Source organism: Streptomyces sp. NPDC006463, from assembly GCF_042870715.1.
Taxonomy (GTDB): Bacteria; Actinomycetota; Actinomycetes; order Streptomycetales; family Streptomycetaceae; genus Streptomyces.
On record NZ_JBIAHP010000057.1, the window covers coordinates 1 to 13,926 of the forward strand.

The following is a 13,926-nucleotide window of genomic DNA, read 5'->3' on the forward strand; positions in this document are numbered from 1 at the left end:
AGCTACCTCGCCGGCCTCCACCTCCGCGCCGCAATGATCTGGATCGACGACCTCCTGAAAGCCGCCGAATGATCACAACAGCACACAGGCCCTAGCGGAGCGCCTGAGCACAGCGGAGCGCCTGAGTACAGATGAAGCGGCCCCGCCGCCCCTTACAGCCGGGCGGCGGGGCCCTTTGTGTTTCCGCGCCGGAACGGGACGAGGGCAGCAATGCGGCCACCTGGTCGTGCTGGTCGTGGACTCCCACGCGCAGGTGGAGGCGGTGATTGCGCTCGAGCTTTCGATGAAGATGCCAGCGGAGCCAGCAGCTCCGGCTGCTGGGCGAGCTCCTTGCGTCCGCCCCCCAGGTTCCGGCGTTGCGAAACGCAGCGCCGCCCGCGGCCTGCGGACGGCGCTGCGTTTCCAGGGAGCGGTCGCGTGGGTGGACCTCCGGCCCGGCTGCTGGGGGGAGCCGGGCCGCGCCCGGACATCTGACCCGTCGATCACGCCACCTCAAGAGTTCATGCGCCGTAGTACTCGCTGATCACCTGGCGGTAGTCAGGGTCGCGCAGGTGGTTGTCGCGGTGGAACTCCGGAGCCGCCTTGATCTGGTCCTTGGTGCGGTCCACATGGACGGTCTTGTTTTCCGCGTCCACCCGGATGATCGTCCCCGCCGGTAGCAGGACCTCCTTGCCGAAGATCCACACACCGGTGTCGACCACGAGGTACGCGTCGGAGACCTCGTTGGAGTGCCTGTCGACCTTGCCGATGCGGCCGTCGACGGCTTCCACGTCGTAGCCCGTGAGGTCTTCGCCCGTCGGGTGGATGATGCCGGAACGGTAGGCCCACATGTCGTCGGTCATGTCTCAACTCCTTCGCAGAACCTGCGCAGTCTCGATGTCTCGCTGTCCCGCTGGGTAGCTGTGTTCCGCCTGCCCCGGAAGCCGGACCTGACACGTCCGCTTCCCGCGCCCCAGTGCGGGTAGCCGGACGTTGACAGCAGCGCGCGGCAGGTAGGCGAGGAGGAGCGATGATCACACAGGAGCAGGTGACCGCCATGGTCGGGTGCGCGGCTTACACGGACCAGGGCCAGCGCGTGGGCGGGGTGGACTACGTCCTGGTGGACGACACCACCGGCAGGCCGGAATGGGCCCGGCTCACCGACCGTGCATCCGGCCTGGGCGGCGTCTTCGTCCCGCTGCGCCACGCGGTGCTGGAGGACCAGCGTCTGGTCCTGCCGTACGCCGTCTCCTTGATCGAGCGGGCTCCGTGTGCGGCGCTGGACTGCGGGAGCGTGCTGTCCGTGGCGGAGGAACAGCAGCTGTTCGCGCACTACGGGATCAGGGACGTACGGGAAGAGGTGAACGCCGAGAGCGGCGCGGGCTGGGGACAGATGGACCGGGCCGGCGCCATCCGCGAGGGCACGAGGGGCCACGAGGCGTACCTGTCCCGGCTCCGACCGGCGCAGCCGGGTCGGTGACCCGCTGAAGCGGACGTGAGTGCGGTGGGGCGGTCAGCCCCTTCCGCCTGACTCAGCTCCCTGCCCGAACCGGACTGAGTGCAAGGCGGACGCGGGGCGCGGGCCCGGCGGTAGGGGGTCATGACGAGGTGAACGGTGGAGGGTGCCAGGTCCCGCACGCACGCGGGGGTGCGGGCCGGGCCCAGTGGCGCGGGACGGGGACCGACCTTGATGATCCGGCGTTCGGCGCGGGGCGGGCTCCGCCTGGGGCTTTGGCGCGCGGAGCGGTCGCTCATGCAGGCTTCGCCTTCGCTTGCACCCCCGCCGGGCCGCTGCCCGCTGCGGCGGGCCGCCGGGTAAATCACGGTGCGCAGGAGGGCCTTTCCGATGGTTCGGTGGAGATGTCGCAATCCACACCGAGTCATTGGAAGGCCCTCACCCGTTCAGGATGCCTGAGCCGGCGACCTGCGATCACCCGGGCTGCGGCCCTCCGGGGCAAGACGGTGAGGCCCCGGTGGGTTCCGCGGCGTCACGGTCCGCCCCTGCGTGTGGCGAGGGCTGCTCCGGCGGGTGGAAGCAGGCCGTGATCGCCTTGCCGCCGTGGAAGGCGTGGGCGTCCCACCGGTCGGCGAGGGCGTCGATGATGGCGAGGCCCCGGCCGGAGGTTGCCCGGGCCGAGGCCTGCCCGGGGGCGGGGAGGTGAGGGTCATCATCCGCGACGCTGACGTGCAGGCAACTGCCGTCCCAGGTCAGCACGAGCTGGGCACAGCTGTGAGCGTGCACGTGTGCGTTGGTGACCAGTTCGGACACCGTGAGCAGGATGGAATGCACCGTGTCCGGGGCACCCTCGGTCCACGTGAGGGTGTTCAGATGTGCCAGACACCACCGACGGGCCTCACGCACCCCGCGGTGGACCGGAAACGACCTGGCCCACCCCACCGCTCGAACCGGCACGGTCTCACCTCACTTTCCCTCGACGGGATCGATCGTCAGGTACGGCCGGCCCGGTGCCGGGGACGGTGACCGTCCCGTCGGGTGACCAGCAGCAGGGCCAGCAGCATCGGTGCGATCAGCAGAATCATGGTGCCCATGGCGATGTCTCTCCTCGCGATCGGTACCTCTTCGACCCTTTCGCGTATTTCCACCCGGCCGCCTCCAAAACCTCGAAACGCGCACCGTGGCCCCGCCGTTGACGCCGAAACGTTCCTCAGTCGCCCCTCCGCGCCCCCAGCGTTCCTTCGCCTCTCCACCGCCGCCCGCCGTTTCCACGTGCAGACAGGTGCCGGGCGGGGCAGATGCGGGTGGACCTGGTAGGCCCGAGAAAGGACGGACACCGTGGTACGACCGAGGATTCTCGTGGTGGGAGCCGGATTCGCCGGGGTCGAGTGCGTCCGCCGGCTGGAGCGCAGGCTGTCGCCGGCGGAGGCGGACATCGCCCTGGTCACGCCGAACTCCTACCAGCTGTACCTGCCGCTGCTGCCCCAAGTGGCCTCCGGCGTGCTGACCCCGCAGTCCATCGCGGTCTCGCTGCGCCGCAGCAGCCGCTACCGGACCCGGATCATCCCCGGCGGTGCCGTCGGCGTCGACACCGCCGCAAAGGTCTGCATCGTACGCAAGATCACCGGCGAGCTGACGGAACATGCGTACGACCACCTGGTGCTGGCGCCCGGCAGCATCACCCGCACCTTCGACATCCCCGGACTAACCGAGCACGCCCGGGGCATGAAGACGCTCGCCGAAGCCACGTACCTGCGCGACCACGTCATCGCGCAGCTGGACCTCGCCGACGCGAGCGAGGACGAGGCGGAGCGGGCCGCCCGGCTCTGCTTCGTCGTGGTCGGCGGCGGGTACGCCGGCACGGAGACGGCGGCCTGCCTCCAGCGGCTCACCCACCACGCCGTGAAGCGCTACCCCAGGCTGGACCCCGGCCAGATCACCTGGCACCTCCTCGACCTCGCCCCGAAGCTGATGCCCGAACTCGGCGACTCCCTGGGTCAAGTCGCCCTGGACGTCCTGCGCCGCCGCGGCATCCAGGTCTCCCTCGGCGTCAGTGTCGCCAAGGCGGGCCCCACGGAGGTGACGCTGACCGACGGAAGGGTACTGCCCAGCAGGACCCTCATCTGGACGGCAGGAGTGGCCGCGAGCCCGCTGATCGGCACGCTCGACGCGGAAACCGTCCGCGGCCGGCTTCAGGTGACGCCGCAGATGACCGTGCCCGGTGCGGACGGGGTGTTCGCGCTGGGAGACGCGGCGGCCGTGCCCGACCTCGCCGCACAGGAAGAGGGCGCGATCTGCCCGCCCACGGCGCAGCACGCCTTGCGTCAGGGGCGCACGCTCGCTGACAACCTGATCGCGACCCTGCGCCACCAGCCCCTACGGCCGTACGTGCACAAGGACCTGGGGCTCGTCGTCGACCTGGGGGGCACCGATGCCGTGTCCAAGCCGCTGGGCATCCCCCTGCGCGGGCTCCCGGCGCAGACCGTTGCGCGCGGGTACCACTGGTCGGCGCTGCGCACCAACGTCGCCAAGACGCGCGTCCTGACCAACTGGCTGCTCAACGCGATGGCCGGGGACGACTTCGTCCGCATCGGGTTCCGGTCCTCCAAGCCGCCGACGCTGAGGGAGTTCGAGTACACCGACACGTACCTGACCCCCGATCAGGTGAAGGCCCACACCGCGGCGCTGCGTGCCTCCGGCTGAGGGACCGCGGGGGAGCGGGCGGATCGCTCCCCCGCAGGGGCCGCAGGCCGCCCCGACCGGGTCGCGGAGGATGGAAGCGGTGGAAAAGGGCAGGAGCGCAGCGTGGCATCGAATACGCTCCGCACGCACCGGAGCACTTCCGGAAACCGCTTCCTCGCCTTCGCTAAACGGGCGCGGACAACAGCCGGTGGTTGGCGGGGTTCAGGCACACATACCGGTCCGCCGTGAGGCCGGAGGTGGCTGCATCCTCGCACGCCTGGCACTCAGCCATGCAGTATGCGCCGAAGGAGGGGGGCGCGCGGTGAACACCTCAGGAACATGCCTGGCGCGGCGGATGCCGGGGCCCGGGGTGAAGAACGCGGTGACGACGTCGCCCGCGGCCGCGGGTAAGAGCACCGCGGCAGCGTGTGACGGCTGGATCATCTTGGAGGACGAAGCCGGACAGTCGATGACGCCGCCGCGCGCGAGAAGCTGGGGACGCAAGGGCTCAACGCCGGTGGTCCGGGTCTGTGGCCGGGGCTCGGGCCGAGTGGCCATGGCGGGGCTGACCTGCTACAAGCCGGGAAAGCGGTCCAGGATGTTCTACTCGGTCCGCGAGTACCGAGGCCGCAAGGCGAGCCGAACATCGGCTGGCCGGATCCCAGCCAGCTGGCCGCTGAGTACGCAGAACACTTCGTCCTGAGTCGGCCGCGGTCACGTCTGGGCCTGGTCGCCGCTCCTTCCGGTGCCGACGCCCTCGCCCTCGTAGGCTGGGATGGACCCGCCAACTGGGACAACGACACCGCCAAGTTCTCCGCCGTGGTGAGCGACTGGGAACAACGCTTCGGTGCATGCGTCGTCGCCGTTGGTTCCGACACACTCCATTTGAGCGTCGCCACACCGCCGACAAGCAGGGAAGACGCTCTGCTCGTCGCGGCCGAACACTTCGCTTTCTGTCCCGACAACATCTGGCAGGGCCCCCGCCCTCAGACCCTGGCGGCGTACGCCGAGCGACTCATCGACACCCAGTGCTGGGAATTCTGGTGGGATTGACCCAGACCCGTCGGGAAACGATCACCCGAGAGCTAGGAAGCGATCTCCAAGACGTCGCCTTGGCCCTGGTCAGTGGTGCAAGTGAACAGCCCGTCTGGCATCAACGTACGGGGCGGCCAGGGGCCGGAGCCGGGGTGGGATGAGTGGCTGGATGCTGCCGACCGGGGCGGTGCCGGCGACGTGTGACGGCAGCCGGGCCTGCCCGCGGTCGACAGCGCCACGGGGAGCCGGGAGCGGCCCGTCCGAAGGCAGCTCCACAGCAGTCGCTATTGCACCCCTTGGCCGTGTGAGGCTGGGCGTTGCCGCGCGGGGGCGAGGCGTGAACCCCACCCGGACAGACCGCTCTCCCCCGAATCGGAGCGACGCGGGCCGGATGACCGAGGCCCCGAGCGCGTCCACGCCCCCCCGCTTGCATGGCCGTCCGCCCGACGCGCGCTCTGGGTTTTGGGCGGAGCTCGCCGAGGCGAATCTGCGCGAGACGGCGGCCGGGCGGATCGTCCTGGCGCCGGCGTGCGACATGAAGACGCCGCACCGGTTGTGGGCGGACGAGCGGGACGCCGAGGAGCTCAAGGTGCGTCTGGATGAGCTGCACCGGGCGAAGCTGCGGATGGCGGACGAGGTCCTGGTGGTCAATGTGAATCTGCGCCTGGGTTCCCCGTCGACCGGCCGACGGCGGCACCTCCCTCGCGGACCTTGGAGTGCGTAGATCACATCACCCCCAAGAGTGAAGAGCGAGAGAACCTCGGAAATCGCGAACCTTATCCTAACAAGATGAGATTTCTCAGGGTTTCGCGAAGTTGAGGGGGCGGATGACGCTCGCAGTCGTTGCACCGATCCGATCAAAACCGCTGCTGGAGTCCCCGCAGGACATCGCGGACTTCGAGCAGGACCTGCTGCCGGAGTTCGTGCTCGCACGGGCGGCGGCCGGCCTCGCCGACGAAACCATCTCCGGCGACGTGGACGTCCTGATGGAGGTTCGAGGATGGTTCGGCGGGCCTCTGTGGGAACTGGCCCCCAGCGACCTCGACCGGTTCTTCGGCCAGGACCAGCGTCGACTGGCCACGCTGACGAAGGTGCGCAAGGCACAGTCCTTGGCGACGTACTTCGAGTTCATGGAGGTGCGCCACCAGGCCGACATCCACGCGGCGACCGGCGTACTGGTGCAATGCCCGGTCGATGAGATCAATCGCCCACGCGGCAGCACCAACATGCGGGTGCGTATCCCTCCGCCGGCCGCGGACGTCGACCGGCTCTTCGCCGGGTGGCGCGACGACCTGCACGGAGCTCGGAAGTACGCGCCGACGGTCCGCAACTACACCGCATGTCGTCTGGCGAGCCTCATCGGCCCCCGGGTGTCGGAGCTGACCCTCCTCGAAGTGAACGACATCCGCTGGGACCTGGGCACCTTCGGCAAGGTGCTGCTGCGCGGCAAGGGCAGCCGCGGGCAGAAGAAGGAACGCCTGGTCCCCCTCATCAACGGCTCCCGTGAACTTCTCGAATGGTGGCTCCAAGGCCCGAGGTGGGAGTTCGACCACCACCTCGACGACCCCGGCGCACCGCTGTTTCCTTCCGAACGCCGCGATACCGGCGGGCGCTGCAAGCGCGTGAGCACCAGCGCGATCCGGGGGGCGATGGCAGAGGCGGTGCAGCGCCATCTTCCCCGCTGGGCCGGCCGGGCCACCCCGCACGCACTGCGGCACTTCGCCGCGTCGGACCTGTACGCGCAGGGCATGAACGTCGTCGCCATCCAGGAACTGCTCGGCCATCGCTGGATCAACACCACGATGATCTACGTCCACGTCAACAAGACCCACATCGAGGACGCCTGGACTTCCGCCGGCCAGCGGGTCGCGTCCCGGTTCACCGGATAGCCCAGGACAGGAGCCGTCATGAAGTGGAACCTGCGGCTGGCCGCCGCGCAGCGCGACATCTGGAAGTCATCGCAGCTGCAGTCGATGCTCGCCGACGCAGGCCTGACAATCAGCGCCGGGAAGATGTCCAGTCTGTGGTCCGGGCAGCCGGTCACGGTCCGCCTGGACGACCTCGACATCATCTGCGAGGTCCTGGGCTGTCAGCCCAACGACCTACTGGCTCCGGAGCCAGAGAAGGCCCGCGCTCGGCGTCCCGCAAGCACTCCCGCCCTGGCCGCGGTCGCAGGCGAGCGCCCCAGGATCGAACGTCGGGCCGGTCGGACGGAACCACCGCTGTGAGCAACCTGCGCCCTCGACCGTGCAAGCAATGCGGCGACAAGATCGCGGAGTACGGCCGGCTCCGCTGCTTCAGCTGCCTGCATCCCGACCTTCCGCTGCCAGTCTGCACAGCATGCGGCGGCGACCACTACGCGGGAGGTTACTGCCGCCGCTGCCACCCCCGCGTGCCCTACGCGGACAGCTGCAGAGACTGCCTCGCCTGGGGCACCTGGCACAGCCACGGCCGCTGTGCGGCCTGCACCTCCTTACGCAACCGCGGCCACCAGACCGGCACCTGCGCGACCTGCCGCCGCACCGTGCCGCTCCTCAAACACGGGGTCTGCCGACTGTGCCGCTGCCAGGCCCACGCCGTTCCACGGACCTGGCAGGGACCAGACCTCACCACCGCGGCCACTACCGGGCAGCAGCTGTTCATCGCCGATCTGGTCCGGCGGGTCCACCTCGCTGCCCGACCGCGGGAGCGCGGCTCACCGGAAGCGCACCAGGACGCCAGCGTCTTCTCCTGGGCGATACCCCGGTGGCGCCAGGATCCGCTGTTCATCGCCGAGCGGGACATGTCGCGCGTCACCGTGCCCGACGTCGAGCCGATCGATCCCGCCTTCACCGCCTACGTCTCGGCGCAAGCCGAGGCCAGCGCGGAGGCCCAAGGCTGGTCACCGGCCTTGCGCGAGCGCGTGCTGCGAAGCCTGTACCTGCTGGCCGCCGTCCACGGCCCGCACGAGAACATCAAGGCCAGCGCCGTCGCCACGCTGCCGCGCCAGCGAGCCGCACGCGCCATCACCCGGGTCACCGAGGTCCTCGCCCACCTCGCCCTCCTCGACGCGTGGATCCAACGCCGGCTCAGCAATGTGCACCCGGAGATCCGCGCAGAAGCCCTCGTGTGGATCCACATCGTCCGACACGGCGGACCCCGGCGTCGTCCCCGCTCGACCGCCACTGTCCGCAACCAGGTCATGGCCTCGATCCCGTTCCTCCTCGACTGCTCGAAGCGCTACCGCACCCTTCGCCAGGTCACCCGCGCCGGCCTCGCGGAGTGGCTGTCCCAGTGCGCGGCACCGCACAACGAAGCCGTCGCGCTGCGCAACATGTTCAAAACGCTAAGGAGCCAACGGCTGCTGTTCGCCAACCCCGCACGTGGCCTGAGTCTGGGGGCCAGGCCCGCCTCGGTGCCCACGCCGCTGAGCCTCGAGGCGATCCAGACATTGACCGCGGCCGCCGAGGACGACCCCGCCCTGAAGCTGCTGATCGCCCTCATCGGCATTCACGCGCTCTACCCCCACCAGGTCCGCGAATTGCCCCTGGCTGCCATCGACTTCACTGGCGGCCGACTCATACACGGCGACATCGACCACCCCCTCGACGCCTTCACCGTCAGGCCGCCGCCGACTACATCCAACTCCGGCACTCACGCTGGCCACACACCCGCAACCCCCACCTGTTCCTCAGCTCGCAGACCGCGCACTCGCGCACGCCAGTCACCATCGGCTGGATGCAGCCCTTGCTCAACGGTCCCCGGCCCCGCCGCTGCCGCAGGCCGCCGCCTTCCCGGCATGGGCGGCCCCGCTGCTGGGCCGCGTCAGATGACTGACCACCAGGACGGCGGTCGGCCGTGGAAGCAGGCGGCGGGGCCGTGTGGGTCGTGGCCGACGTGGTGGCGACGGAGAGCGTCCGGTCTGGTCGGCGGGCCGCGGAAGACGGCCCAGTGCCGCGGCGGATCGGTGGCGCACGTGCATGCAGTCGGCCTGTGTCCCGGCAGGAGAGCTCCACGGCCTGGGTGAGGAACCCCTCGGGTTCCTGCCTTACGGGATCCGGATCCTGGTGCAGGTGGGCCCACGCTGGCTGCGTGATTCACACGCTTGATCGGTTCCGTCGCCCGCGTTGAGGGCGACGACGCTGATACCCCCCGCCTGTGGTGGCAGTGCCATCGGCATGCTGACGCGTTGCTCGACCGCGCCTTCGTCGTCAGGTCTGAGCTCACTTGAGTAGTCGTCGACCGAGTCTCGGACGGGCGTACTCAGGTCAGCCCGTACGGCGGTCACGAACACCTGGATGGTGGCCCACGTCTCCACGCCGTCGGCGTGGACATCGAAGCTCACTCGCAGATGGGACCGCGGGCCTTCGATCTTGACGTTGGTGATGGTGGGCCGTCCGTTCCCGCCGGCGGCCTTGGCCGCGCCGATCACCGCCACGCTGAGAGCCACCATGTAGAAGATGACTCCGAGGACGAGAACGCCGGTCTCCCACAGATTGCCCCGCCGCGTGGGGTGGACGAGCAGGGCGACGATGCTGCAGACGATGGCGAGGATGGCGCAGAGCGAGGCCACGTAGATCGGCCATGACTCGTTGTTGAGGGCGACGAACACGATGTCGCTGGACAGCCCAAGAGTTGTCATGATCCCGGCAACGGTGATCAGCGCACCGGCCAGGATCTTGGCGACGTCGTCCAGACGCTTTCCGACCTTGGCTTGGATTTCCTCGGGTGTCGGCGGAGCCTGTTGCTCGTCGCCCATGTTCGGCACCCTCATTGTGGCCCTCCACGCCGTAGGCCCACGCAGCCGAGGTCATACGTGGCCGGGCGTCCCTGATGGATACGGCTTCCTAGGGAAGCTACCGGGACGTTTCCCGCGGACAGCGAGGTTGGGCCACTTGGTGGCGAGCCGTGGTTCGCTCAGGTGCCGGTGTGTAACTTGAGGGTGTGGTTGATGAAGCGGCGGCTGTGGTCGGGGCGGCTCTGTCAGCGCTCGTTGCTCAGCCGACGTCTGTGTGGTGCGCCGGGGCGCAATGCCCGGACGGGAGCAGCCCCGCTGGCCTGGGACAGGGCAGCGGCCGGCCCTCTTCCGCGGAGTGTCCGCCCTCGCACGGCACCTGCATGGATCAGCGACGCAGGAGCAGGGCTCCCCACATCGCCCGCGTGCGGTGGGAGCGGTAGGAGAGAGAGCCTCGGAAACGCCTGGTAGTGCCAGGGAAGTCCGAGCGTGTAGCCATCGACGTGACGGAACTGGGCCACGGATTCCTGAAGCGGCCCTGGCGGAGCAGGAAGTACGCGAGCGTGTAGCGAGCCCACGGCAGTTCCGGGTGGCCCACAGCCGCAGCGGCGTCCTCCAGCGCGGCGTCGACCAGGGCAACAGATCGATCTCGAAGAACTCCCCGACCTCCCCGTCCTGCCCGAACTCGCCCAGCGCCTCGACATCAACCCCGCCGGTCTGATGCCCGGCTCCGACGAACTCTTCGAGCGCCCCTGCCACCGCCAGGTCGTCGACCGCCGGCCCGTCGGCGCCGACCACCGCACGACACCGTCAGTCACCGCTTCACGCTTCCCGTGCCAGAACCTGGGAATGTCAGTGCTTGGCGACATGTGGCGTGTCAGCGTGCGCCGAGGCTTGTGTATAGGCCCAGGTTCCCGATCGTAGATGCGGACGCAGCCAGCTTCCTTGAGGAGGCGGACCGGCCCGGCGAGGTCCTGGCCCTTGCTGGAGACGCGGGCGTAGCCGATGCGGTCGCGGGCCCGTGCGAGCGCGGCGCCGACGGCGAGGTCGGGTTCGGGGCCGGGCTCCCAGGCCCAGCCGGGACCGCGCGCGGCTGGGATGCGGATCGCGGGCCCGGACTTGAGCGCGGGGATCTTCGCGTAGCGGCCGGTGTGGTAGTCGACGGCGACGACGCCGGAGTTCGTCCGGCACACCGAGCCGGACGGCGCCCCGCACCGCAGGCACGGTTCGCGCTCGACGAGCTCGGCGCGGGCGATCTCGTCCAGGTCGCCGTTCACGCGTTCCCCTCCCGCCCGACCGCTCGAAGCGGGCGCCCGGTCGAGAGCGCGGAGCAGCTCGGGTTCCCATCCGGCGCGGGGGACGTCGAGGGCAAGCAGCCCGTTGGCGCTGGTGTGGCGAGCTGGACCTGATGCTCGATGCCTATACGCCAGGCCTCGCGCAGGACGTGGCGGGCCTCGTCGCGGGCGGCGCGCCCGGTCGTGGCAGCGTACCGGGCGTCGGGCAGGGCGGCGAGGCGGCGATCTGCCTCCTGCAGCCGGTTCAAGCGGTCCCGCCGGGCGTCCGGGGCGGTTGGAGCTCGGGGGCGCGACGCTGCAGGCAGACCTCGACCGCGTACGGAGTCCTCGATGCCCGTCTCGGCGGCTAGCGCGACGGGAAGCGGAGCCTCGCCTACCGGCTGGCCGGCTCCGCCGGCCCCGGCGACCTGGTCATCACCGACCGAGGCTTGGTCGGTCGAGTTCGCCCAGGTCTTCACTGCGACCGGCTCAGACCTGCTGGTCAGACTCCAGTCCAACCACCTCGGAACCGTCCAGAAAGAGCTTCCGGACGGCTCGTACCTGTCGATGGCACGACCGGGCAAGGAGGCCCGGCTCCGCGCCGCACGGGAAGGCCGGACGCTGCCCCAGCACGTGATCTACCGAGTCATCGCCTTCGCCAAGGACGACAAGGTCGCCTACCTGGGCACGACTCTGCTGGAGCCCGAGCAGTACCCGGCCGCCGAGCTCGTCGCGCTCTACCGGGAACGCTGGGAGATCGAGCTCGCCTTCGACGAGATCAAGAATCACCTCGGCTTCGGCGGGCCCGTCGGGTCGCGCACACCGGGGGGCGTCCGGCAGGAGCTTTGGGCCTACCTCGCCGTCCACCACGTGATCGGCCAGTTTGCCCACACAGCCGCGCTCGCCCGCCCGGCGGTGGACGGCGATCGCGTCTCCTACCTGAAGTGCGTCTCGTCGTCCGCCGCAGCATCCCGTCCTAGCTCGGAGCGACCACCGCCAAGCCCACGCGCTCGTTTACCGAGGCAGGGCGGGAGGCACGCAGCCGCCTTCTTCCGGCCCGGCGCAACCGGGACTGCCCACGCGCGATCAAGAAACCGGGCCAGGGTGGCCCGTCCTGAGAACCCGTGCCAGACGCGACAGGGTCCAGCCTGGCCGATGGGCCCACAACCCAACCTCGAAGGCGAAGAGCAGCCGCAGGGCTGGACGGCCGGCACTGAAGGGAACACAGGCCGCTTCGCCGCCCTGACCCCGTCATTTATCCCTGAGACCAGGCGGCGACCGTCTCCTATGCTCTGGCCGTGGACGGATACCAGGGCCTGACGGCATTGATCGAATCGGTTTGGGAGGAGCTGAACGGCTCCGATGCGGGCCGTCGGGACCTCCGCCTTGATGTCGTCAGCGACGTCCTGGAGACGGGCCGCCTGACGCCGGATGACGCCGAGCGGGCCGTCGAGCGCCTCGTCACGGTCGCGCTTTCTGATGAGGGCTACCCGGTGCGGGAGTCCGCGCTGCACGCAGCCTGCACCGCCTCCACGCACTACGAACTTCCCTACCGGGTGGCGGAGCCGCTCGCCGTCGGTGCGGATGGCTTCGAACCCTTGCTCCTGGACTACGTCCTGGCAATCCTCGGTTCGACTCACGACCAGGCGGCACTGCCGATCGTCGAGCGGTTCCTTCACCACCCCCACCCCGAGGTCCGCAGGGACGCGGCAGAGGCGGTGAACGAACTGCGCTGGAGCCAGGAATCGACCGAGACAGCCCAGTAGCTCTGGGGCTCGGCCGTAAGGCGACTGCATTGGCCCTCGCCGGCCCCTGGTGTGGGGTTCATCCCCGCATGCGCGGGGAGCAGGCTGAATGACCACGCTTAGAGGTCGTTTTCGTCCGTTGTTTCATCCCGGGATGGTCCGTTTGGTGGGCTTCTTCGGGTCGCGCCAGGAGATGGTGTTTTCGCTGGTGATGCGGCGGGCCATGAGGTCGGTCATGGCAAGGTGGATCACGGCTTCGGAGCGGCTGTGAAGGGTCTCGTAGTCGCGGGCCAGGCGGCGGTGGAGCATGAGCCAGCCGTAGGTCCGCTCGACCGCCCACCGTTTCGGGATCGGGGTGAAACCCCTGGTCCCGGGCTTGCGGGCGGTGATTTCCATGTCGATACCGAGGGTGGCTGCATGCTCGACGAGGTGCTGGCGGTAGCCGCCGTCGACCCGGACCTTGCGGACCCGAGGGTGGTCGGCGGCGACCTGGTTCAGGAGCCGGGTGCCGGCTACGGAGTCCTGCACGCTGGCCGCGGTGACCAGCACCGCGAGGAGAAGGCCGAGTGTGTCGGTGACGATGCTCCGCTTCCGGCCGACGATCTTCTTGCCGGCGTCGATGCCCTGGCCGGAGGCGTGAACGCTGGTGGAGGTCTTGACGCTCTGGGCGTCGATCACGCAGGCCGAAGGCTCGGCATCGCGCCCCTCCTTCTCCCGCAGAAGCTGCCTGAGTATGCCGTTGAGCTGGGCGAACACGCCCTCGTCGGCCCATTTGACGAAGTACCCGTAGACGGTGTTCCAGTGCGGAAAGTCATGCGGAAGGTAGCGCCACTGGACCCCGGTCCGGTCGACATACAAGATCGCGTCCATGATTTCGCGCAGGTCGTGCTCGGGCGGCCGGCCGAAGTGCAGGGCCCGGCTCCGGCGCTCGAAGCGCCAGGCCGCGAGGACCGGCTCGATCAACTCCCAACGGGCATCGGACAGATCGCTCGGATACGGACGTCGCTTCGCCATGTTTCCGGCGTACCGCGCCGGACCGAG

The 13,926-nt window shown here is 69.5% G+C and carries 12 protein-coding genes and 1 pseudogene; 9 read left to right on the top strand and 4 right to left on the bottom strand.

What is annotated here, in order from left to right:
- Window positions 1–500 precede the first annotated feature (500 nt).
- The gene (locus ACFYOB_RS40960; RefSeq protein ID WP_388570002.1) at window positions 501–842 is read right to left on the bottom strand and encodes a PRC-barrel domain-containing protein; all 342 of its coding nucleotides are present in this window, start codon (window positions 840–842) and stop codon (window positions 501–503) included.
- A 167-nt stretch (window positions 843–1,009) separates the two neighbouring features.
- On the opposite strand from ACFYOB_RS40960, the gene ACFYOB_RS40965 reads away from it, so the two are divergent.
- Window positions 1,010–1,459, top strand: a complete 450-nt coding sequence (locus ACFYOB_RS40965; protein WP_388570005.1) for a PRC-barrel domain-containing protein — start codon at window positions 1,010–1,012, stop codon at window positions 1,457–1,459.
- Between the two features lie 450 nt (window positions 1,460–1,909).
- Here the strand turns inward: ACFYOB_RS40965 and ACFYOB_RS40970 are convergent, their stop codons facing one another.
- The gene (locus ACFYOB_RS40970) at window positions 1,910–2,392 is read right to left on the bottom strand and encodes an ATP-binding protein (RefSeq protein WP_388570008.1); all 483 of its coding nucleotides are present in this window, start codon (window positions 2,390–2,392) and stop codon (window positions 1,910–1,912) included.
- Window positions 2,393–2,773: 381 nt separating this feature from the next.
- Between ACFYOB_RS40970 and ACFYOB_RS40975 the strand changes: the two genes are divergently transcribed.
- The 6 genes and pseudogenes from ACFYOB_RS40975 to ACFYOB_RS41000 all read left to right on the top strand — a co-directional run bounded on the left by ACFYOB_RS40975 (window position 2,774) and on the right by ACFYOB_RS41000 (window position 9,158).
- The gene (locus tag ACFYOB_RS40975) at window positions 2,774–4,138 is read left to right on the top strand and encodes an NAD(P)/FAD-dependent oxidoreductase (protein ID WP_388570010.1); all 1,365 of its coding nucleotides are present in this window, start codon (window positions 2,774–2,776) and stop codon (window positions 4,136–4,138) included.
- Window positions 4,139–4,843: 705 nt separating this feature from the next.
- Window positions 4,844–5,170, top strand: a complete 327-nt coding sequence (locus ACFYOB_RS40980; protein ID WP_388570029.1) for a DUF4253 domain-containing protein — start codon at window positions 4,844–4,846, stop codon at window positions 5,168–5,170.
- A 442-nt stretch (window positions 5,171–5,612) separates the two neighbouring features.
- Window positions 5,613–5,801: pseudogene (locus tag ACFYOB_RS40985) on the top strand (hypothetical protein); the annotation flags it as partial.
- Window positions 5,802–5,979: 178 nt separating this feature from the next.
- A complete protein-coding gene (locus tag ACFYOB_RS40990) occupies window positions 5,980–7,041 on the top strand; it encodes a tyrosine-type recombinase/integrase (RefSeq protein ID WP_388570013.1) in 1,062 nt (353 codons plus the stop codon).
- Window positions 7,042–7,059: 18 nt separating this feature from the next.
- Window positions 7,060–7,380 (top strand): helix-turn-helix domain-containing protein, encoded by a 321-nt coding sequence (locus ACFYOB_RS40995; protein WP_388570015.1) that lies wholly within the window; start codon window positions 7,060–7,062, stop codon window positions 7,378–7,380.
- Window positions 7,381–7,934: 554 nt separating this feature from the next.
- Window positions 7,935–9,158: a hypothetical protein gene (locus ACFYOB_RS41000; RefSeq protein ID WP_388570018.1), complete on the top strand. Its 1,224-nt coding sequence runs from the start codon at window positions 7,935–7,937 to the stop codon at window positions 9,156–9,158.
- Between the two features lie 21 nt (window positions 9,159–9,179).
- Here the strand turns inward: ACFYOB_RS41000 and ACFYOB_RS41005 are convergent, their stop codons facing one another.
- On the bottom strand, window positions 9,180–9,890 hold the full coding sequence (locus ACFYOB_RS41005) for a hypothetical protein (protein WP_388570021.1): 711 nt from the start codon (window positions 9,888–9,890) through the stop codon (window positions 9,180–9,182).
- 1,601 nt (window positions 9,891–11,491) lie between these two features.
- Here ACFYOB_RS41005 and ACFYOB_RS41010 point away from each other — a divergent pair.
- Window positions 11,492–12,460, top strand: coding sequence for a transposase (locus ACFYOB_RS41010; protein WP_388570024.1), 969 nt, complete (start codon window positions 11,492–11,494; stop codon window positions 12,458–12,460).
- Window positions 12,439–12,906 carry a hypothetical protein gene (locus ACFYOB_RS41015; protein ID WP_388570027.1) on the top strand — a complete coding sequence of 156 codons (468 nt, stop codon included), beginning with the start codon at window positions 12,439–12,441 and terminating at the stop codon, window positions 12,904–12,906. Before ACFYOB_RS41010 ends, ACFYOB_RS41015 begins: the two co-directional genes overlap by 22 nt.
- Window positions 12,907–13,029: 123 nt before the next feature.
- On the opposite strand, the gene ACFYOB_RS41020 is transcribed toward ACFYOB_RS41015, so the two are convergent.
- On the bottom strand, window positions 13,030–13,899 hold the full coding sequence (locus ACFYOB_RS41020) for an IS5 family transposase (protein WP_388570032.1): 870 nt from the start codon (window positions 13,897–13,899) through the stop codon (window positions 13,030–13,032).
- Between the last annotated feature and the right edge of the window lie 27 nt (window positions 13,900–13,926).

Coding starts and splice junctions, on each gene's coding strand:
- ACFYOB_RS40960 (WP_388570002.1), bottom strand. CDS start 842: ATGACCGACGACATGTGGGCCTACCGTTCCGGCATCATCCACCCGACG.
- ACFYOB_RS40965 (WP_388570005.1), top strand. CDS start 1,010: ATGATCACACAGGAGCAGGTGACCGCCATGGTCGGGTGCGCGGCTTAC.
- ACFYOB_RS40990 (WP_388570013.1), top strand. CDS start 5,980: ATGACGCTCGCAGTCGTTGCACCGATCCGATCAAAACCGCTGCTGGAG.
- ACFYOB_RS40995 (WP_388570015.1), top strand. CDS start 7,060: ATGAAGTGGAACCTGCGGCTGGCCGCCGCGCAGCGCGACATCTGGAAG.
- ACFYOB_RS41000 (WP_388570018.1), top strand. CDS start 7,935: ATGTCGCGCGTCACCGTGCCCGACGTCGAGCCGATCGATCCCGCCTTC.
- ACFYOB_RS41005 (WP_388570021.1), bottom strand. CDS start 9,890: ATGGGCGACGAGCAACAGGCTCCGCCGACACCCGAGGAAATCCAAGCC.
- ACFYOB_RS41010 (WP_388570024.1), top strand. CDS start 11,492: ATGCCCGTCTCGGCGGCTAGCGCGACGGGAAGCGGAGCCTCGCCTACC.
- ACFYOB_RS41020 (WP_388570032.1), bottom strand. CDS start 13,899: ATGGCGAAGCGACGTCCGTATCCGAGCGATCTGTCCGATGCCCGTTGG.